Raw genomic sequence first — 19912 nt, forward strand, 5'->3', positions numbered from 1 at the left:
GGGGGATCGCGATGGATCCGGAACTGCTCGAAATGCGACGCCACCTGAGCGCTCATCCGCCGTTCGATGGGCTGACGGACGACCAACTCGACGATATCGCCAACCATGTGGACATCTGTTACTACCGTGCGGGCTCGGAAATCATCGCCTCGAATCAACCGATCAAGGCGCTTTTCTATGTCCGCAGTGGGGCCGTCGAGGTCTATCGCCGAAGCGGCGATCTGTTCGACCGACTCGGCGAGGGGAGCATCTTCGGGCACTATGGGCTGCTGCGCGGTCGCCGGGCTCACTACCCGGCCATCGCCATCGAAGACACGCTGATTTACGCCATTGATGCGGACATTTTCGATCGCCTCTGCGAGACCGATAACGACTTCGCCGACTTCGTCGAGCTCGGCAGACCGCGCACCTCCAGCGTCGCTGACACACAGGGCGTCAGCAATAATCGCATGGCGACGCGTATCCGCAGGCTGGTGAACCGCCGACCGCTGATCGCTGAGGCCGACGAGACAGCCCGCGACGTCGCTCAGCGGCTGGCCAATGAGCCTGCCGCGGCACTGCTGGTGGTTGAGGCACGAGGGGATGACCCGCGCTATACCTACGCCGATGCCGACGGCGAGCTCTGGCAGGTCATGGGCATCCTGACCGATGCGGATTTCCGTGCACGAATCGTTGCCGAGGGCCGCTCGGTTGATACACCGGTGCGGGAGATCGTCAGCCAGGGGCTGGTTGCCGTGCGATCAGATGAGACAGTCCAGGAAGCGATGCTCGCCATGCTCCGGCACAACGTTCACCACCTGGCGGTGATCCACCGCCGCCGTCCGATCGGGGTGATCCGGCTGGAGGATGTCGTGCGCTACGAGACGCAGAGCAGCCTCTATCTCATCGAGAGCATCTTCAGCCAGCGTCATCCGATCGGGCTTGCCCGGCTGCTCCCCGATGTCCGCAACGCCGCTGTCAGACTGATCCGTGATGGCGCTGACTCACGGACCGTCGGCACCGCGCTGTCATCGATCGGCCGCAGCTTCGCCCGCCGACTGCTCGAGCTTGCCGAGGCGGAGCTCGGCCCGCCGCCGGTGCCCTACGCGTTCATGGCGATGGGCTCGATGGCTCGCAATGAGCAGACACTGGTCACCGATCAGGACAACGCACTGGTGCTCGACGATCGCTTCGATCCGCAACAGCACGATGAGTACTTCCTCAAACTCGCTCAGCGGGTGAGCGAAGGTCTGGATGCCTGTGGCTATGAATATTGCAAGGGCGGCATCATGGCGACCAACCCGCGCTGGCGACAGCCATTGTCAGTCTGGCAGCGGTATTTCAGGAGCTGGATCCAGGCGCCCAACGCGGAGCGACTGCTGCACAGCAACATCTTCTTTGACCTGGATAACCTCTATGGCGAGGAACGCCTGATCGAGACGCTCCAGGAACTCATCGCCACAGAGGCCGGCCAGAGTCCAGCCTTCCTCGCCGCGATGTCGCGCAATGCGCTGAATCGGACGCCGCCAATCGGGTTTTTCCGCGAATTCGTCACCGAGAAGGATGGCCAGCAGAACGATTCGATCAACGTCAAACGCCGGGGCACCGCCCCACTGACCGATCTGGTCCGGATCCACGCGCTGGCCTGCGGATCGCGTGCACAGAACTCCTTCGAGCGCCTGGCGGATATCAAAGAGACATCACTACTCGGCCCCGGCGTGGCGGATCGGCTCAGTTATTCGCTCGAGGTCCTGAGTCTGGCGCGTCTGCGCGATCAGGTCCTGGACATCGAGGAAGAACGCGAGCCCGATAACAATATCGAACCCCGCAACGTCCCCGCGAAACAGCGCGCGGAAATCAAAGAGGCCTTCCGGGCATTGAGCGATGCGCAGAAATTCCTGCGTTTCCGCTATCCGATGCCCTCCAGTAGCGCCCACAAGCGCCAGCGGTGATGGCAGGTGGCAAATCGGAGCAGCGTGACGATTGGCATGACTGGCTCGCGGATATGGCACGGCAAGCCACCACCGATGATCTGCGCCACTTCTATGCGGGTTTCCCGTCAGATTCGACCTGCCCGGTGGGGGATGCCCCACTGATCGCGATCGATCTGGAGACAAGCGGTCTGGAGCCGCGTCACCACGCCATTCTGAGTATCGGCGTTGTGCCGTTCACCCTTCGTGGGATCGGGATCGGGCAGCGCCGGCACTGGATCCTGCGACCGCCACAGGAGTTCTCCGGTGAATCGGTGGCCTACCACCACATCACCCACTCCGAAGTGGAACAGGCACCGGATCTTGCTGACGTTCTCCCGGATGTCCTTGCGAGCATTCATGGACGCATTCCGGTCGTGCACTACCACCCCATCGAGCGCCGGTTTCTGGATCGTGCAGTCCGTCAGCGGACCGGTACCGTATTCCGGTTCCCGCTCATTGACACCATGGAGATCGAGGCACAGCGCCACCGCCGCCCGTGGCGGCTGCGGCTCCGTAAGCTGCTTCGTCAGTCGCCCGAGTCGATCCGTCTCAACGACAGTCGCATTCGATATGGCCTACCCCCTTATGAGGGGCATCAGGCCGTACTGGATGCGATTGGAACGGCCGAGCTGCTGCAGGCGCAGATCCAGCACCACTACAGCAGCTCAACGGCGGTTGGCGACCTCTGGCTCTAGGCCGCGCGGGGCTCTGACATCAGTCCCTTGATCGTGGCGTAGCAAGCGACCAGCAGGACCAGTGTCAGCGGCAGTCCGGCCGATAGTGCCATCGCCTGCAGGGCAGTGAGCCCGCCGCCGAGCAGCAGTGCGATCGCGATGGCGCCCTCGATGATCGCCCAGAACATCCGCTGGGGCCTGGGTGAATCCACCTTGCCGCCTGCCGTGATCGCGTCAATAACCAGCGACCCGGAGTCCGACGAGGTCACGAAGAACACGATCACCAGGAAAATGGCCAGCGTTGAGGTAATCAGACCCAGTGGCAGATTCCCGAGCATCTCGAAGAGCTGGGTGTCCGTGCCGGCCGCCGAGACGCTCTCGAGCCCCTGGTTAACGACCTGGTCGATCGCGGTCCCGCCCAGTGCGGTCATCCAGAGCACCGAGATCAGCGTCGGAATCACCAGTACGGCGATCAGGAATTCCCGAACGGTGCGGCCCCGGCTGACACGAGCGATGAACATACCCACGAACGGTGACCAGGAGATCCACCAGGCCCAGTAGAAGGCCGTCCAGCCCTGGGAGAAGTTCACGTCCTCACGACCTACCGGATTGGAGAGCGCGAAGACCTTCGTGGCGTAGTCTCCGAGGTATTGAAAAAACCCGGTCGCGATCGCCAGTGTCGGCCCCACGACGATGACGAACAGCAGCAGCAGACCCGCCAGTCCCATATTGAGCTGCGAGAGCCGCTGCACTCCCTTATCGACGCCCAGAGTGACCGAGCCAAGGGCAATAATGGTGATGCCGATGATCAGGAACACCATGGTTGTGTCGGTATTGGGAACGCCGTAGAGATAGTTCAATCCGATGGTTGCCTGGGTCGCTCCGAGCCCGAGCGAGGTCGCCAGGCCGAACAGCGTCGCGAAGACGGCGACGATATCGATCACGTGCCCCGGCCAGCCCCAGACACGTTCGCCGAGGATCGGGTAGAAGATCGAGCGCACCGTCAGGGGCAGGCCCTTATTGAACGAGAACAGCGCCAGCGCGAGTGCCACCATCCCGTAGACGGCCCAGGGATGAATCCCCCAGTGGAAGATCGTCGCCGCCATACCAAGGGAGATGGCGGCCTCCTGGTCATCGGCCGCCGCGCCCAGCGGCGCCCAGTCAGTGCGCACATCACCATCCATCGTCGTACCGGCCATAGAGCTGGAGAAGTGCCCCAGTGGCTCGGACACGCCGTAGTACATGAGGCCAATGCCCATGCCCGCTGCGAACAGCATGGCAAACCAGCCTGCGTAGGTGAAATCAGGGACCGCGTTGGCTCCCCCGAGCCGGACTTTCGCCAGCGGCGTGAAAATCAGCCCGACGGCGACGATCACGAGGATATTGGCACCACCAATAAACACCCAGGCAAGATTGCTGGTCAGCCATTCCCGCGTGCCCTCGAACAGCGGACCCACTTCGTTCTGGAAAGCCAGGGTGATAATCACGAAGGCGAGGATAATCAGTCCGGAAACGGTGAATACCTTGCCATGGAGGTCGACATCGACCCCGAATTTGTTGCCGGAGATATTATCCTGGCCGATGACATAGTCGGTATCGATCAGTCCCGATGCGCCCTCGGGTGCCGGAATACCGGTTGCCGCTGCTTCGTCCTGTTCTTCTTTACTCACGATTGTCTCCTTTGTCGGATTCCGGTTCGATCAGTCCGCTCAGTCCGGGCGGACCAGGAATACCGAGACATTGGTATGCGAGGCGATCCGATCCCCGTGGGATGGCATGACCGCATCGAGATGCCGTGGCAGATGGGTCGCCATCACCACCAGATCGGCGTTCACCGCCTCGATAGTATTGAGGATCGTATCGTCCAGATCGGAAACCGGATCCGGGGAATTGACGCACCGCGCCGACGTGGTCTGCCCGTGGACCTGACGCTGCTCGTTCGCGAATGTCTCGAGCTTGCGCTCGTATTCCTCGGGCGTCCGGGCGATGCTGCCCGGCGTAGACGTGGTGACGGCCAGATAACAGACCTCCGCCTCGTAGTGCCGGGCCAGGTCCGCGCTGGTGGCCAGCGCGCGCTGGATCGCGTCGATATGCGCCAGATCCACCGGGACCAGGATTTTCTTAAACATAGGGTCGACTCCTTACATCTTGCGCATAACCGCTACACAGAATGATTCAGCCGGCCGGCCGCAGAATCTGTGGCGCCGGAATACAGTCAGTTATGGCCGAGAAAGCGTGCCAACCCTGCGCGAGGTTGGAGCAGGGGGTCAACCGCTTTGTTGAAAACCGACCGGATCGGTCAATACAGCTCAGCGATACTGCGAGCGACCCGCAAACGCATGAGAGAGCGTTCCGGCGTCGACATAATCAAGATCGCCACCGAGCGGCACACCGTGGGCAATGCGGGCGATCTCAACACCCGCTTCAGCGGCCATGCCGGCAAGGTACTGGGCCGTCGCCTCGCCTTCGACCGTGGGACTGACCGCCAGGATGATCTCACGGATCTCACCGGCGACTAAGCGTGCCTCCAGTCCCTCCAGACCGAGTTCCCCGGGGCCAATGCCATCGAGGGGAGATAAACGGCCCTTGAGGACGAAGTACAGGCCGCCATAATCGGTCGCGTCCTCGAGCGCCTGGACATCGGATGGGTTCTCGACAACGCAGAGCACGCCCGGATCGCGGCGACCACTGGCACAGAGCGGACACAGATCGGCCTCGGTCAGATTACGGCAGAGCCGGCACTCCCCCACCGACTCCGCTGCCGTCTGTAGTGCCCGCGCGAGACGCCCCGCGCCACTGCGGTCATGCTGCAGCAACGCGAACGTCATGCGCTGCGCGGACTTCGGACCCACGCCAGGCAGGCAGCGGAGTGATTCCATCAATTCCTGAACCGCCGGAGAATAGGCCATGCGTGCGATCCTGCCCTAGAATGGCATCTTCATGCCCGGTGGCAGGTTGAGCCCGTCAGTCAACCCGCCCATGCGATCCTGCGTTTCCTGCTCGAGCTTCTGGGCGGCATCATTAAAGGCCGCGGTGACCAGATCCTCGACCATTTCCCGATCGTCATAGACGCTCTCATCGATCGACACACGCCGCACCTCGTGACGCCCGGTCATGACCACGCTGACCATGCCGCCGCCGGCCTGTCCGGTGATCTCCATCTCCGCAAGCTCGGACTGCGCTTTCTGCATTTCCTCCTGCATGCGCTGAGCCTGCTTCATCATGTTGCCAAGTCCGCCTTTCATGATTCACTCCTGGTCCCGTGGACGAATGGATTCGTTGATGACTTCGGCACTGAATGTCGCCTTGAGTGCCGCAATATTCGGATCGGCCTCAATCTGCTCCCGGGCCCGGGCCTGTCGATCGCTCGCCACCCTTTCCGCGGCAGCGGCCGGTGTCTCGCTGCTGACCGGCCCCACCCGGATATCGACACTGAGTGCCTCACCGAAGTGCTCGGACAACGCCTCCGCGAGCCGCACGGTCACATTGTCGTTGACGAGATGCCGGTGCCCTTCATCGATCTGCAGCGTGACGCGCTGGCCATCCCGCGCCACCCAGTCGCAGTGATTGGCAAGCGCTTGTGCCATTCCGCTCAATGACAACGCGGCTGCCAGCCGGTGCCAGTCCTCATTACCGGCAGGCGTTGTTGCGGCCGGTGGTGCCGCGATTGGCGGCGCCGGTGGCTGGCTGTCGCCTGCCGCCGGTCGCGCAGGTGCAGGCCGCGATGGTGCCGGCGCTTGCGGCGTGCCCCCACCACTGTCGGGCTCAAACGCCAGCATCCGCAACAGAATCATCTCAAAGCCGGCGCGCGGATCCGGGGCGAGCGGCAGATCGCGGCGCCCATGGAGGACAATCTGATAGAGCAACTGCACCCACGCGGCATCCAGGCGTTCTGACAGGCCGGCAAGGCGCGCACCCTCGGGAGTTTCGGCGTCAAACATGGATGGCACGGTCTGGGCGAGCGAGAGTTGGTGCAGCATGGCGAGCAGTTCCGCGAGGGCTTCCGCAAAATCCGGCGAGGTCTCAGCCATCCGAGCGACGGTATCGAGCAGCCCGGGACCGTCGCCCTCACTGAGGCGTTCGAGCAGATCGAGCACGAAATCATGATCAATGCTGCCCAGCATATCGCGGACTTCGGCATCCACCAGTTGCCCGCCGCCGAAGGCAAGCGCCTGATCGGTCAGGCTGAGGGCATCCCGCATGCTGCCATCGGCGGCGCGGGCAAGACGCTCGATGGCGGATTTCTCCGCCTCGATGCCCTCCTCCGCGCTGATTTTCTCGAGCTGGCCGCCGATCATGTCCGGCATCAACGGCTTGAGATTGAACTGCAGACAGCGTGAGAGCACTGTCACCGGCAGGCGCTGCGGGTCGGTGGTCGCCAGCAGGAATTTCACATGCTCAGGTGGCTCTTCAAGCGTTTTCAATAACGCATTGAAGCTGTGCGTGGAGAGCATGTGGACTTCGTCGATCAGATAGATCTTAAAGCGCCCGCGGGTGGGTGCGTACTGGACGTTATCCAACAGATCGCGGGTGTCTTCGACTTTAGTACGCGACGCCGCATCGACCTCAATCAGATCGACGAAACGGCCCGCATCGATCTCGGCACAGGCAGCGCAGGTTCCGCAGGGGATGTCAGTGATTCCCTTTGATTCACAGTTGAGGCACTTGGCGAGGATACGCGCGACCGTCGTCTTCCCGACGCCCCGCGTCCCGGTGAACAGATAGGCGTGATGCAGGCGCCCGTTGGCAAGGCCATTGCCAAGCGCCCGGAGCACATGGGCCTGACCGACCATTTCATCGAAGCGGTGGGGGCGCCACTTCCGCGCCAGTACCTGATAACCCATACTCTGAGTATACCATCGGCATGGGCGGACAAGAGAGAAAAGGCGGGGACGCCAGCCACACCCCGGCGCCCGAATCCACCGCTACCGCTGCTCCCTTCCGGGCCTGACGGGGTTCGCGGTTTATCGTCGCGAGGGGACCAGCGCCACCGCATTTGTATGGTAACAGCACACCGGACTGCGCGCTAACGGAAAGGATTGCAGCCATGACCCGCATTGCAGAGATATTCACGATCTTTCTGCGCCTGGGGCTCATCGCGTTCGGCGGGCCGGTGGCCCACCTCGGCTACTTTCATCGGTGGTTTGTCCAGGATCGGCGCTGGCTGGCTGATGCAACCTACAGCCAGACACTCGCCCTGTGCCAATTACTGCCGGGGCCGACAAGCAGCCAGACCGGCTTCGCGATCGGCCTGCATCGCGGCGGGCTGATGGGCGGAATGGCCGCCTGGCTAGGCTTCACGCTCCCGTCAGCCACATTGATGATCGCCATGGGCGTCGGCCTCAGCCAGCTCGGGGGCATCGATCATGCCGGCTGGCTGACCGGCTTGAAGCTGGCCGCCGTTGCAGTGGTCGCCCATGCACTCTATGGCATGACACGCCAGCTCTGCCCCGACCGCGCGAGGCAACTCATCGCCCTCGCCAGTGCGCTCGCAGTCAGCCTCGTCCCGGGCGCTGTCGGTCCGTTCGTGGTCATAATCGGCGGTGCCGCGGCCGGGCTTTTACTCTTCCAGAGCGCTCCAGCGCCCCATGCCGATCTGGGCGGCTCGGTGAGCCGGCGCCAGGCGATCGCAGCGCTCATCCTCTTCGCGCTTGGCCTGCTGATCCTGACTGGACCGTTCGGAGTCGCGCCGCTTTATTCAGCGCTCTATCGCAGTGGCGCACTGGTATTCGGTGGCGGGCATGTCGTACTGGCACTGCTCGAAGCGGGGCTGGTCGAGCCCGGGCTGATCGATCATGACCGTTTCATCGCCGGCTATGGCGCCGCCCAGGCGTTGCCGGGCCCACTATTCTCGTTCGGTGGTTTCCTCGGTGCCAGCGGTGTGGCCGACGCCCCGGTGGTCAGCGGACTGATCGCAACGGCGGCGATATTCGCGCCTGGGCTGTTGCTGGTGGTTGGTCTCCTGCCCTTCTGGCAGGCGGCGGGGCGCTATCCCGCATCGGGACGGGCACTGCCCGGTGTTAATGCCGCTGTCGTCGGGCTGTTGGCCGCGGTGCTCTGGGATCCGGTCATCATTACCGGTATCAGCACCATCAGCGAGGCCATCATTGCACTGATCGCACTGGCGCTCCTGTCCCTGACGCGCACCCCACCATGGGCGGTGGTTGCGGGGTGCGCGCTCGCCGGAGTGGCACTGGGCTACTGGCCCTCCATCGCATAGCGGAGCACCCGCCGCTTCAGCCAACCGCCGTGGTTGGCGATCTGCAGCCCAAACCCCCGTACCGGCGCGAATGGTCCGAGGGGCGCCGTGAATCCGACATGGAAGGCCGTCATGGTCGACTGCATGAGCTGGTTATCGGGACGGCGCTCGCGCTCATAGGCGGCCAGTCGTGACGGATGCGACGCGGGCAGCCCGCGCCGATACGCCTCAGCGATCTGCTCAGCCAACGCCCGCGCGTCCCGAAGCCCGATGTTGACGCCCTGTCCGGCAAGCGGGTGGATGACATGCGCCGCATCCCCCACCAGCACGACATCATCCTGCCAGTAGCGCCGTGCATGCAGGCGCCGGATTGGAAAGCTACCCCGGGCATAAACCCCATCAATCAGGCCCAGATCCGTCGGGAAGGCCGCCTCCACCGCTTCAATGAAGTCGGCCTCACTCATCGCCTTGAGCAGTCGCGCCTTGTCAGGTGAGACATACCAGACCAGCGATGCCATGCCATTTGCCAGCGGTAATAGCGCCTGCGGCCCATCCGGAGTGAACCGCTGCCAGGTCTGCTGTCCCGCCGGCGGGTTCGGACGCACCGTCGCCACGACCGCATGCTGGCCATAATCCCCCTCCCAGACACCGATGCCGGCGCTGTCGCGGAGTCGTGATGCCGCGCCATCCGCCGCCACGGTCAAGGCCGGCGTCAACTCGCCCTCGCCCTCAAGAAAGAGCCTTGGGCCGTCATCACCCGGGCGGACATCCAATGGAGCCGCCGGCGCGTCCAGCTGCACTGACTCGAGCGTCGCGGCCGTATCGAGGAGGGCCGCCTGCAGGTGGTCGTTTTCGAGAAACACTCCCAGGCGGTCAAGACCCAAGTCCTCGGCGGTGAAGTGCAAGCGACCCGACGCGGCGATATCCCAGACCATCACTTCGTTGAAGTCGGCGAGCCGCTCATCATCCAGTGCCGGCCACGCACCGAGCGCCTGCAGATACTCAATGGACCGACCATTCAGGGCGGATACCCGCAGCCGCGGTGGCTCATCGCGACCGGGTCGGGCGGGCGGCTGCGCCTCGAGCACGCGCACCGGGATCCCCCGCCGGCCGAGATCCACAGCCACGGCCGCGCCAACCATTCCACCACCGACCACGAGCACATTATCGTTGTTCATCCGAACGCCTCCTTAGTGACGCCATTGTGGGATCGACAGCCTCCGACGCGGGCGCAGCGTCGAACACAGTCAAGAGCTGGCCGCGCAACTCAGCCAATGTTCCTGCCGACTCCGGCGGCGGCATGACACCGGATCGGAATCCATACGCCTTGAAGCGATCAGTGAGATCAGAATCGTTGGCGATAATGTGGACCGGTACGGATCGCGCGCTCGAATCACCCGTGATCAGCGGGGCTGGCTGATGATCCCCGAGCAGGACCAGCACCCCGTCACCCAGTGATCTGGCCGCCCATTCGCCAGCGGTTCGCAGGGCGTAGTCAACGGCGCGCTGGTAGTGGTCGCGGATGCGGTCGCCGTCGCCCCAGACCTCACCCGGCGCCGGACCGGCATCGGCCCAGCGCTGGAATACCGCACCATCGCCGATTCGATCCCAGTCAATAATGGGCAGGATCGGTGTCCAGGGGGCATGGCTGCTGATCAGCGCGACCTCGGCGAAGACCGGCGCTGTGGTGTTGTCCCGCACGGCGCGCTGGAGGTAGTGCCAGGTATACTGATCGGGCATTGTCACCCAGTTGAGCGGTGGCCCCGCGTAATCGATCCGCGCATGGTCATCAATACGGTCGTAACCCCACTGCACACCTGCAGGCCACGGGTCAGTGATGGCCGGCATCAGGGCGACGGTCTCATACCCGGCCGTTGCAAAGTCCTGGATCAGCGATGGTTGATCGGCATTCAGGAACAGGTCATAGCGGATCTGATTGCTCATCCAATGACCGCTGAGCACGGTGCCATGGGCAAGCCATGACTGACCGCCCTGCACCGGCGATTCAAAGCGGCCAGTGGTGACATGCAGATCCGCGTCATCCAGTGACGCGCGCAATTGCGACAGCGCGGCCTGGCCCACCGAGCGGTAACGCGGGTCGTCGAGCATGACCACGCCATAGGACTCGATGAAACCAACGATCAGGTCCCGGTCCGCCAGCCGAGCCATGTCCCTATCCGCTCCATGGACAGGCTGCTCGAGCGCGTCGGCGAAACGGGCGCGTTCATGCGCGGTCCGGATCACCCGCTCGGTCTGGTCGTTGAAGCGGATGATCGCCGGCGCATCCACTGCCATCCCGATCGGCGGCTGATCACGGTAATGCTGCATCAATAACCCGGCCGCCAGCACGCAGACACCCACCACACGCACCGCCACCGCACCGCGGGGTGAGACCAGTCGGCGCAGCGCCCAGGTCATCCCTATCCCGAGCGCCACAACACCCAGTGCCGCCCCTGCCAGCGTCAGCCACGCGAGCGGTCGCCCAATGGCCCCCCGCAGCAGATGTTCGACCGAGGTCGCCAGCGGGACATCGATGAGCAGGTTCATGGGACGACCCAGTGCCCAACCCGTCGCCAGATCAGACAGCGCCAGCCCAAGCGCAACCAGGACAGCGAGCGCGACCGGCGGTGACAGCCAGCGCGCCATGCGGACGGGTGTCGTCATCATCAATCCGACGATGATCGCCGTTTCCGCCGCCAGCCAGGGGTAGGGGAATCGGGTATAGGGCATCCACCACTCGGGCATCACCAGAATCAGGTTCAGTGCCACCGCGAGCAGCAGACCGCCAGACAGAGGACGCATCAGTCGATCCTGTGGTGAGGTGCCGAGGGCATTATGCCCGTGCAACTTCCATCCTGTGACATTGTCGATTCGATGTCAGGGAGGGTGTTGATGCAAGACAAGAAACCAGCCGGCCAGAATACCACCTGGGCGCTCGTTGAGCCGGCGCTGCCGCTGCGCCGGGCGCTGATGGCGGTGCTGGCTGTCGCCAGCAGCGCACTGGGGATCCATTGGTTATGGACGCTGCTCCAGCCCGGCGGTGTCGGCGGTCTGGAGTGGCTGGTCATTGCGGCGTTCTCGATCACGTTCAGTGTTTCCTGCATTGCGTTCTGGACCATGATGGCGGGCATTTTGTTGCGTCTTGCAGGTCGACACCCCGTGACGCTGCGGCGTAACGCACCGGGCGCGGCGGATGCACCGGCACTCGCGAAGACCGCATTGGTCATGCCGGCCTACAACGAGGACATGGCCGATGTCGTTCACTGTCTCATGTCGACGCTACGCTCGCTGCACCAGACCGGTGAGAGCGACTGGTTCGATTGTTTTCTGCTGAGCGACAGCAGTGACCCCGCCCAGCGCGCGCGTGAGCGGGAGGGAATGGCGCGACTGCAGCGGCGTTTCCCAGACGGCCCGCGTCTCTATTATCGAGCGCGGGATGAGAACACCGGCCGCAAGCCCGGCAACATCCGCGATTTCTGCGAGCGCTGGGGCGCCGGTTATGAATACATGGTCGTTCTGGACGCCGACAGCCGCATGACAGGCGAAGCGTTGTTGACCCTTGTGCGTCGGATGGCCGCGAACCCGCAGGCGGGCATTATCCAAACGGTCCCACTGCCGGTGGGGCAGCGCACCATTCTAGGCCGCTTCCAGCAGCTGGCTGCGAGTCTGCATGCCCGTCATATCGCAAACGGGCTGGCATTCTGGCAGGGCAACAGCACCAATTACTGGGGACATAACGCCATCATTCGGATCGCGGATTTCCAGGCCTGCTGCGGGCTCTCGCCGCTGCCCGGGCGGCCGCCGCTGGGCGGTGACATCATGAGTCACGACTATGTCGAGGCGGGTTTGATGCGCCGGCATGGACGCAGCGTGTATGTGCTTCCTGAGATCGGCGGCAGTTTTGAGGGCATGCCCGGCAACTTCGTCGACGATCTCAAGCGCGAGCGCCGCTGGTGCCAGGGTAATCTCCAGCATCTGCGCCTCCTCACGGGGCGTGGCTGGCGTCCGGTCACCCGGCTCAATTTCCTGCTCGGCGGGCTGGCCTATGTGACCGCGCCTCTCTGGTTGATGATGATCAGCGCTGGCGTCCTCGAAGCGGCACTGGCCACCGGGGGTGGACGCTGGGTCAGCGCCGCCGCCTCCGCACCCCAGTCAGCGATCAAACTGATTGGGCTGAGTCTGGTGATCCTCTTCCTGCCACGCCTGCTGGGCATCATGCTCGCCGTCGTGGATCGCGACAGCGCCGGGCGCAGGCCCGCACTGCTGCGGGGCAGCCTGCTTGAACTGCTGTTCGGCATCCTGCGCTCACCCCTCATGATGGTGCTCTACACAGGTTTTATCCTACGCATCCTCGCCGGGCGGCCGGCACGCTGGGACACTTCTCTGCGCGGTCGCCGGCGCATCCCTGCCGGTCAGGCCTGGCGGCTGGGCGGGTCAATCGCGGGTGGCACCCTGGCGGTGGCCCTGGGCGTGGCCATCACGGCGCCGCAATTGCTGCCCTGGCTGATGCCGGCCCTCGCTGGACCGATGCTGTTCCCGCTGTTCCTGCATGTCACCAGCCTGCTCGCGCCGGGCTGGCTGCCCGCCACCCCGGCGGAATCACGGCGACGCGTGCCCATGAATCCCACGGCCGTCGGTCAGGCGCCCACGGCGTCCGCGGTGTCCGCGGCCACTACCTTCGACACGCCACGCGAAGACTATCGGCCGATGCCGCTTCAGCCACTATCCGCACCGCCGTCGGGCGCCTGAGCGGCATCGCGGAGGGCGATAGCGGTCGATTCCTCGACATGCTCGATCCAGTGGAATGTCATGTCCTGGCGCGCCGACTCCGGGATATCCTCATAATCCTTGCGATTGCGGGCCGGGAGCAGGACGGTGTGAATGCCGGCGCGACGGGCGGCGAGCACTTTTTCCTTGATCCCGCCGACTGGCAGGACGAGACCACGCAGAGTGATCTCACCGGTCATGGCGACGTCTTCGCGGATGCAACGCCCAGTCACCAGTGACACGAGCGCGTTGTACATCGCAACACCGGCACTGGGACCATCCTTCGGGATCGCCCCCGCGGGCAGATGGACATGGATGTCGTCGCTGGAGAAGGTATTGGGATCGATACCGATCTGACCCGCCCGCGCCTTGATCAGACTGAGTGCAGTCTGGGCGCTCTCCTTCATGACATCGCCCTGCTGGCCGGTCAGCATCAGCCGACCGCTGCCGGCGTAGCGATTTGCCTCGATGAATAGAATGTCACCGCCGACTGGCGTCCAGGCCAGCCCCGTCGCAACGCCCGGGACGCTGGTGCGCATGGCGGTCTCGCTCTCGAACTTCGGTGCGCCCAGTATCGTGTCGACATCACCGGCCTCGACATACGCCTGCGTGACAGTACCCTCGGCGAACTGCACGGCGAAGTGGCGGGCAATGCCTCCGAGCTCGCGCTCGAGCTGCCGGCAGCCCGCCTCCCGCGTGTACTCGGCGATCACCCGCTCGATGGCGCCATCCGATACCTCAAACTGCTCGGCGGAAAGACCGGCCGAGTCGCGCTGGCGATCCAGCAGATAGCGCCGGGCAATCTCGACCTTTTCCTCCTGGGTATACCCCGGGATCTCGATCATCTCCATGCGATCGCGCAGCGGCCCCGGGATCGAGTCCGGGACATTCGCCGTCGCGATGAACAATACCCCGGTGAGATCGAACGGCACGCCCAGGTAGTTATCCTGAAAGGTCCCATTCTGGGCCGGATCGAGCACCTCGAGCAGTGCCGCCGATGGGTCGCCCTGGATACCGCCACCGAGCTTATCCATTTCATCGAGCATGAGGACCGGGTTGCGGGAACCGGCCTTGTGCAGGCTCTGAACGACCTTGCCGGGCAGCGCGCCCAGATAGGTCCGCCGATGACCGCGGATTTCCGCCTCATCATGAACGCCGCCAAGGCTCGAGCGCACGAAATCACGTCCGGTTGCCCGGGCGATGCTCTGACCGAGCGAGGTCTTGCCCACGCCTGGCGGACCCACCAGGCAGAGGATCGGGCTGCGGCCTTCCGGATTGAGCTTGCGGACCGCGAGATGCTCGAGGATCCGACGCTTGACCGGCTCCAGGCCGTAGTGGTCGGCGTCGAGGATCTCCCGGGCGCGGGCGATATCAATATCCTCCGGCCGTGTCACCGTCCAGGGCAGCTCGAGCAACCAGTCCAGATAGGTCCGCACCATCGAGTACTCGCCCGCTCCTTCAGGCATACGCTCCAGGCGCTTGAGTTCCTTGCGGGCCTGCTCATCCACGGCCTCGGGCATCTGCAGTGCATCGATGCGCTGCTCGAGCTCGCGGATCTCCTCGCCCTTGTCGTCGCTTTCGCCCAATTCCTCTTGAATCGAGCGCAGCTGCTCACGCAACAGGGCCTCGCGCTGGCGCTCGGACATGGTCTCGTGGGTCCGCTCACTGATCTTTTGCGAGAGTTTGAGCACCTCGACCCGATAGTCGACCAGCGTGAGCACCCGCTCCAGCCGAGTCTCGATATCGAGGATTTCGAGGAGCTCCTGCCGATCCTCGCTGCCCAGATCGAGGTGGCCAGCTACCGTATCGGCAAGCACACCGGGCTCCTTGATGTTCGACAGGGCGCCGGTCAGCTCCTGCGGGGCCTGCGGGAGTAACTCCAGCGCTTCGAGCGCCTTGTCGCGCAGCGCGATCATCCGCGCATCGACGGCCTGCCCCGCTGGCTGCTGCTCGGGAAGCCGCTCAACGCGCGCCACCGGAAAGGGGTAGCCCTCCAGGTATTCGACAACGCGGAGCCGCTCTTCGCCCTGGAGCACGAGATGATGATGACCCTCACGTCCATTCACGAAGCGCATGACGTTCGCAACGGTGCCGACGGCATGAAGATCATCCGGACCCGGATCTTCGATGCTGGCATCGCGCTGCGTGATCACGCCCATGGGCTGTTCGTTCTGCACCGCCTGACGGGCGGCGAGAATCGACTTCGACCGACCGATGCCCACCGGCACCAGCATATTCGGAAACAGCACCATGTTGCGGATCGGAAGCACGATCATCGCGTCGTCCGGCAGCCGCGGAATAACCAGGCTACGGGACGGCTCGACACCCTCGTTTTCAATCGTCTGCATTGCGACCTCCATGCGGAGCCGGTCGTTGTCCGGCTGATGGGCAGGAAATGGTGGCTATGGACGTTGGATTCAAGTCGCGGCGGAGCGCGCCGAACCCATTGGATGGTATCGTTACGCGCTCACCCAAAACGCATCGAGAGGCGCCTCAGCGATGGACGAGACCGTCAAGATTACGCTGCCGGAAAACGATATCCCCCGGCACTGGCACAACATCAACGCCGATCTACCGGCGCCCATGGCGCCAGTGCTGCGGCCGGATACCTACGAGCCGGTGGAGCCGGACGATCTGGCGCCGATTTTCCCGAATGCCGTGATCGAGCAGGAAATGAGCACCGAGCGCGCGGTGGAGATCCCCGAGCCGGTGCGCGATGTCTATCGCCAGTGGCGGCCGTCACCGCTGTATCGGGCGCGGCGACTGGAAAAGGCGCTGGGAACGCCGGCGCGGATCTACTACAAGTATGAAGGCGTCAGCCCGGCCGGCAGCCATAAGCCCAACACGGCGATCCCCCAGGCCTTTTACAACAAGGCAGAGGGCGTCAAGCGAATCACCACCGAGACGGGCGCCGGACAGTGGGGCTCATCACTGGCACTCGCCGGCGCCATGTTCGACCTCGATATCGAGGTGTTCATGGTCAAGGTCAGCTTTAACCAGAAACCCTATCGTCGGGCATTCATGGAGAGCTTTGGCGCGAGCTGCATCGCCAGTCCCAGTCAAACCACGGCAGCCGGGCGAGCGGTACTCGCCGAACAGCCCGATGCGACCGGTAGCCTGGGCATCGCGATCAGCGAGGCGGTTGAGCTCGCCGCTCAGCGCGACGACACGAAATATGCCCTTGGCAGTGTGCTCAACCATGTTCTGCTGCATCAGACCGTCTCGGGTCTGGAGACGATGCGCCAGCTCGAGCAGGTCGACGACTATCCCGACAAGGTGATCGGCTGTACTGGAGGTGGTTCGAACTTCGCCGGCGTCGCCTTCCCGTTTCTCGGCGAGCGGCTGCGCGGGGGGCCGAAAACGGAGTTCATCGCCGTGGAGCCGGCCGCCTGTCCCACACTGACCCGGGGCGAGTTTGCCTACGACTGGGGCGACACGGGTCACCTGACGCCGCTGACCAAAATGCATACGCTGGGGTCGGGGTTCATGCCCCCGGGGTTCCATGCCGGCGGTCTGCGCTATCACGGCATGGCGCCACAGATCAGCCATCTAACGGACCTCGGCTATATCGCACCCCGCGCCTACGGCCAGCTGGACTGCTTTGCGGCAGGACTCACCTTCGCACGCGCGGAGGGCATCATCCCGGCACCCGAGGCCAACCACGCGGTCAAGGCGACCATCGACGAGGCGATCGCCTGCCGTGAATCCGGCGAATCGAAGGCGCTGCTGTTCAATCTCTGCGGCCATGGCCACTTCGACATGCGGGCCTATACAGACTACCTGGCCGGCAACCTCGAGGCGGAAACCAGCCAGATGGCCGAGCAGTCGATGGCGTTGTCCGGGTTGCCGGGCGTGTGAGCGGATCCGGTCATCAAGGGCGTCGCCGGCGGGATCAGCCGGCGGCGGCCCCGTCCCAATCGCGCGCCGCACCCAAGGCGATGGTCACCCATACCGGTAAATCGTCAGCCAACCGGTAGTGAATCCGGGGATGCTGGTGCCTCGCCGCGAGCAGGCCGCGGGCGGCCAGATCACCCAGCAGCTGACGCGTCTGAGCCGGTTCCTGCGTCATCGCCTGGGCCAGATCATCCGCCTCCAGCTCACCGGCCCGATGCAGGCAGGTCAGCATGCGCAGACGGGTTTCGTCGCTGATGATCCGATGGAAGTCTGCACCGCGTAGTACAACGGTCTGGGAATTGTTTCTGTTATCCACGGAAGCTCTCCTGATGATTTCCCGGATTATCCCGTCGGAACCGTTACAGGAATGTGAAACACAGAAATGGCCGAAATGGCGTCCCCAACGGGATTCGAACCCGTGTCGCCACCTTGAAAGGGTGGTGTCCTAGGCCGTCTAGACGATGGGGACAATGATTGGTGGAGCCAGGCGGGATCGAACCGCCGACCTCCTGCATGCCATGCAGGCGCTCTCCCGGCTGAGCTATGGCCCCCTCTAACCAACGGCGTGAAGTCTAGGAACAGATGGGCCTGCTGTCAATACAGGAGGCCCGAAATCAGAGCCGAGCCTCAGGTTTCCGCCTGCACGCGGACCCATTCACTCGCCGCATGAATACGACGAAGCACCGCCTCGCGCCCCAGAAGTTCGAGCGTGATATCGATGGGCGGGGACACCGGGCCGCCCGACACCGCCACCCGCAGGGGCTGGGCCACCTTGCCCATCTTCAGCCCCTGCTCTTCAGCGACGCCGGTCACCGCCTGGTGGATGGCGTCGGCCTGCCAGTGCTCCACCTCGGCCAGTGCATTGCTCAATGCATCAAGCACCTCAGCGGCACCCAGCAGATGCTTGCGCGCCGCCTTTTCATCGAAGCCATCAGGATCTTGGTAGAAAAACCGGCTGTTCTCGGCCATCTCGACCAGCGTCTTGCTGCGCTCTGCCTGCGCCGCGACAACCGCCTCGATGCCGGGCGCCCCGGCCGCAGCGGGATCAATGCCGAGCGCCCCCAGATGCTGCGCCAGATGCCGGGCGACATGCGCCGGCGGCAGCGTCTTCATATAATGCTGGTTGAGCCAGTCCAGTTTCGACGGATTGAGGCTGGAGGCCGAGTGATTGATCTCGCCGATGTCGAAATACTCGATCAGCTCATCAAGCGTGAATACCTCCTGATCGCCATGCGCCCATCCCAGCCTGACCAGGTAGTTGATCACCGCCTCGGGCAGATAGCCGGCATCGCGATAATCCATGACACTGGCTGCCCCGGTGCGTTTGGAGAGTTTCTTGCCCTGGGCATCAAGAATCATCGGCACATGCGCGTAGGCCGGTGGCTCGACCCCCAGCGCCTTGAGGATATTGGCCTGGCGCGCACTGTTGTTGAGGTGGTCATCGCCGCGAATGACATGGCTGATCCCCATGTCCATGTCATCCACCACCACAACGAAATTATAGGTGGGTGAGCCATCCGCACGGGCAATGATCAGATCATCAAGCTCGGCATTGTCGAACGCCACCCGCCCCTTGACCTGATCGTCGACCACGGTGTGCCCCTCGTGGGGCTGACGGAAGCGGATCACCGGATCACCCACGGCGTCCGCGGGCGGCTCGGTCAGATGCCGGCATCGGCCATCATAGCGGGGTTTGACCTTACGCGCCTGCTGATCGGCGCGGAGGTGATCGAGTCGCTCCTTCGAGCAATAACAACGGTAAGCCGTACCGTCCTCGAGCATCCGGTCAATCACCTCGCCGTACCGCTCAAAACGCTCCGTCTGGTAGAGCGGCCCCTCGTCATAGTCGATACCAAGCCAGCTCATGCCCTCGAGGATAGCGTTGATCGCCTCGGGGGTTGAGCGCTCCAGATCGGTGTCTTCGACCCGCAGGACAAAGCGGCCGCCGTGCCGGCGGGCGTAGAGCCAGCAGAAAAGCGCCGTACGGGCACCGCCGATATGGAGATAGCCGGTGGGACTCGGGGCGAAACGGGTGGTGACGGACATATCGGTCTTCGCTGTCTGTAAAGCCGGTAGTCTAGCGAGTGACCGGGGTCACGGGCCAGTGGGCACGATCAGCGATTGACAGCCTACCGGCTGATTCCTAAACTTCGTTAAAGTTGGGCGGTTAGCTCAGCGGGAGAGCACTGCCTTCACACGGCAGGGGTCGCTGGTTCGATCCCAGCACCGCCCACCAACTTGCCCCGATCCTTTCACTGATTGATCGCTCGCACTGCACCCAAGCCTGGCTCTGCTCACATCCGCTGCGTGGCCTCTGCGCGCGTGGCGCAGGTATGCAATAAAAACATCGCAGGGTCTATCACTCACTCCAACCGCCTTGAGCTTGCCAGCCAACCGCGATAGGTTGGCGAGACCAAACATGTGGA

At 63.8% G+C, this 19912-nt stretch carries 15 protein-coding genes, 3 tRNA genes and 1 other RNA gene; 6 read left to right on the forward strand and 13 right to left on the reverse strand.

The annotated features are described in order from the left end of the window. Nucleotides 1-11: 11 nt before the first annotated feature. A complete protein-coding gene (locus tag SPICUR_RS06245; RefSeq protein ID WP_023367188.1) occupies nt 12-1931 on the forward strand; it encodes a DUF294 nucleotidyltransferase-like domain-containing protein in 1920 nt (639 codons plus the stop codon). Continuing rightward, nucleotides 1931-2647 (forward strand): 3'-5' exonuclease, encoded by a 717-nt coding sequence (locus SPICUR_RS06250; protein WP_023367190.1) that lies wholly within the window; start codon nt 1931-1933, stop codon nt 2645-2647. The genes SPICUR_RS06245 and SPICUR_RS06250 overlap by 1 nt, the downstream gene beginning before the upstream one ends. Here the strand turns inward: SPICUR_RS06250 and SPICUR_RS06255 are convergent. From SPICUR_RS06255 to ffs, 6 genes are all read right to left on the reverse strand, one after another. Next, a complete protein-coding gene (locus SPICUR_RS06255) occupies nt 2644-4296 on the reverse strand; it encodes a BCCT family transporter (protein ID WP_023367192.1) in 1653 nt (550 codons plus the stop codon). The genes SPICUR_RS06250 and SPICUR_RS06255 overlap by 4 nt on opposite strands. A gap of 39 nt (nt 4297-4335) precedes the next feature. Beyond that, complete coding sequence (locus SPICUR_RS06260; protein WP_023367194.1) at nt 4336-4755, reverse strand: universal stress protein; 420 nt, start codon at nt 4753-4755, stop codon at nt 4336-4338. Between the two features lie 180 nt (nt 4756-4935). Then, nucleotides 4936-5535, reverse strand: a complete 600-nt coding sequence (recR, locus tag SPICUR_RS06265) for a recombination mediator RecR (RefSeq protein WP_023367195.1) — start codon at nt 5533-5535, stop codon at nt 4936-4938. Between the two features lie 15 nt (nt 5536-5550). Next, nucleotides 5551-5874 (reverse strand): YbaB/EbfC family nucleoid-associated protein, encoded by a 324-nt coding sequence (locus tag SPICUR_RS06270; protein ID WP_041381775.1) that lies wholly within the window; start codon nt 5872-5874, stop codon nt 5551-5553. Next, nucleotides 5875-7470, reverse strand: a complete 1596-nt coding sequence (gene dnaX, locus SPICUR_RS06275) for a DNA polymerase III subunit gamma/tau (RefSeq protein ID WP_023367199.1) — start codon at nt 7468-7470, stop codon at nt 5875-5877. Nucleotides 7471-7516: 46 nt separating this feature from the next. Continuing rightward, nucleotides 7517-7613, reverse strand: an RNA gene (gene ffs, locus SPICUR_RS09755) — signal recognition particle sRNA small type. A 60-nt stretch (nt 7614-7673) separates the two neighbouring features. Here ffs and chrA point away from each other — a divergent pair. Continuing rightward, nucleotides 7674-8846 carry a chromate efflux transporter gene (chrA, locus tag SPICUR_RS06280; protein WP_023367201.1) on the forward strand — a complete coding sequence of 391 codons (1173 nt, stop codon included), beginning with the start codon at nt 7674-7676 and terminating at the stop codon, nt 8844-8846. Here chrA and SPICUR_RS06285 read toward each other — a convergent pair. Both SPICUR_RS06285 and SPICUR_RS06290 read right to left on the reverse strand, forming a co-directional pair. Beyond that, on the reverse strand, nt 8825-10003 hold the full coding sequence (locus SPICUR_RS06285; protein ID WP_023367203.1) for an FAD-dependent monooxygenase: 1179 nt from the start codon (nt 10001-10003) through the stop codon (nt 8825-8827). The two genes, chrA and SPICUR_RS06285, sit on opposite strands and share 22 nt — an antisense overlap. Next, complete coding sequence (locus SPICUR_RS06290; protein WP_077176342.1) at nt 9990-11627, reverse strand: alkaline phosphatase family protein; 1638 nt, start codon at nt 11625-11627, stop codon at nt 9990-9992. Before SPICUR_RS06290 ends, SPICUR_RS06285 begins: the two co-directional genes overlap by 14 nt. Nucleotides 11628-11717: 90 nt before the next feature. Here SPICUR_RS06290 and mdoH point away from each other — a divergent pair, with 90 nt between their 5' ends. Further along, a complete protein-coding gene (gene mdoH / locus SPICUR_RS06295) occupies nt 11718-13574 on the forward strand; it encodes a glucans biosynthesis glucosyltransferase MdoH (protein WP_023367208.1) in 1857 nt (618 codons plus the stop codon). Here mdoH and lon read toward each other — a convergent pair. Next, complete coding sequence (gene lon, locus SPICUR_RS06300; protein ID WP_041382366.1) at nt 13541-15940, reverse strand: endopeptidase La; 2400 nt, start codon at nt 15938-15940, stop codon at nt 13541-13543. The genes mdoH and lon overlap by 34 nt on opposite strands. 151 nt (nt 15941-16091) lie before the next feature. Between lon and SPICUR_RS06305 the strand changes: the two genes are divergently transcribed. Next, nucleotides 16092-17450 (forward strand): TrpB-like pyridoxal phosphate-dependent enzyme, encoded by a 1359-nt coding sequence (locus SPICUR_RS06305; RefSeq protein ID WP_023367212.1) that lies wholly within the window; start codon nt 16092-16094, stop codon nt 17448-17450. Nucleotides 17451-17484: 34 nt separating this feature from the next. Here SPICUR_RS06305 and SPICUR_RS06310 read toward each other — a convergent pair whose 3' ends face one another. The 4 genes from SPICUR_RS06310 to gltX form a co-directional block, all read right to left on the reverse strand. Then, nucleotides 17485-17802: a helix-turn-helix domain-containing protein gene (locus SPICUR_RS06310; RefSeq protein WP_023367214.1), complete on the reverse strand. Its 318-nt coding sequence runs from the start codon at nt 17800-17802 to the stop codon at nt 17485-17487. Between the two features lie 76 nt (nt 17803-17878). Further along, a tRNA-Glu gene (locus SPICUR_RS06315) sits at nt 17879-17955 on the reverse strand. A 6-nt stretch (nt 17956-17961) separates the two neighbouring features. After that, nucleotides 17962-18037: transfer RNA gene (locus SPICUR_RS06320), tRNA-Ala, on the reverse strand. Between the two features lie 76 nt (nt 18038-18113). Further along, nucleotides 18114-19532, reverse strand: a complete 1419-nt coding sequence (gltX, locus tag SPICUR_RS06325) for a glutamate--tRNA ligase (protein WP_023367216.1) — start codon at nt 19530-19532, stop codon at nt 18114-18116. A 115-nt stretch (nt 19533-19647) separates the two neighbouring features. On the opposite strand from gltX, the gene SPICUR_RS06330 reads away from it, so the two are divergent. Then, nucleotides 19648-19722, forward strand: a tRNA-Val gene (locus SPICUR_RS06330). Nucleotides 19723-19912 lie beyond the last annotated feature (190 nt).

Origin of the sequence: Spiribacter curvatus, from assembly GCF_000485905.1 — a bacterium.
Lineage (GTDB): Bacteria > Pseudomonadota > Gammaproteobacteria > Nitrococcales > Nitrococcaceae > Spiribacter > Spiribacter curvatus.

Bases quoted from the DNA above. Each gene is read 5' to 3' on its own strand.
- gltX (WP_023367216.1), bottom strand. From the start codon at position 19,532: ATGTCCGTCACCACCCGTTTCGCCCCGAGTCCCACCGGCTATCTCCAT.
- SPICUR_RS06260 (WP_023367194.1), bottom strand. From the start codon at position 4,755: ATGTTTAAGAAAATCCTGGTCCCGGTGGATCTGGCGCATATCGACGCG.
- SPICUR_RS06245 (WP_023367188.1), top strand. From the start codon at position 12: ATGGATCCGGAACTGCTCGAAATGCGACGCCACCTGAGCGCTCATCCG.
- mdoH (WP_023367208.1), top strand. From the start codon at position 11,718: ATGCAAGACAAGAAACCAGCCGGCCAGAATACCACCTGGGCGCTCGTT.
- SPICUR_RS06305 (WP_023367212.1), top strand. From the start codon at position 16,092: ATGGACGAGACCGTCAAGATTACGCTGCCGGAAAACGATATCCCCCGG.
- SPICUR_RS06250 (WP_023367190.1), top strand. From the start codon at position 1,931: ATGGCAGGTGGCAAATCGGAGCAGCGTGACGATTGGCATGACTGGCTC.
- chrA (WP_023367201.1), top strand. From the start codon at position 7,674: ATGACCCGCATTGCAGAGATATTCACGATCTTTCTGCGCCTGGGGCTC.
- recR (WP_023367195.1), bottom strand. From the start codon at position 5,535: ATGGCCTATTCTCCGGCGGTTCAGGAATTGATGGAATCACTCCGCTGC.
- dnaX (WP_023367199.1), bottom strand. From the start codon at position 7,470: ATGGGTTATCAGGTACTGGCGCGGAAGTGGCGCCCCCACCGCTTCGAT.
- SPICUR_RS06290 (WP_077176342.1), bottom strand. From the start codon at position 11,627: ATGCGTCCTCTGTCTGGCGGTCTGCTGCTCGCGGTGGCACTGAACCTG.
- SPICUR_RS06285 (WP_023367203.1), bottom strand. From the start codon at position 10,003: ATGAACAACGATAATGTGCTCGTGGTCGGTGGTGGAATGGTTGGCGCG.
- lon (WP_041382366.1), bottom strand. From the start codon at position 15,940: ATGCAGACGATTGAAAACGAGGGTGTCGAGCCGTCCCGTAGCCTGGTT.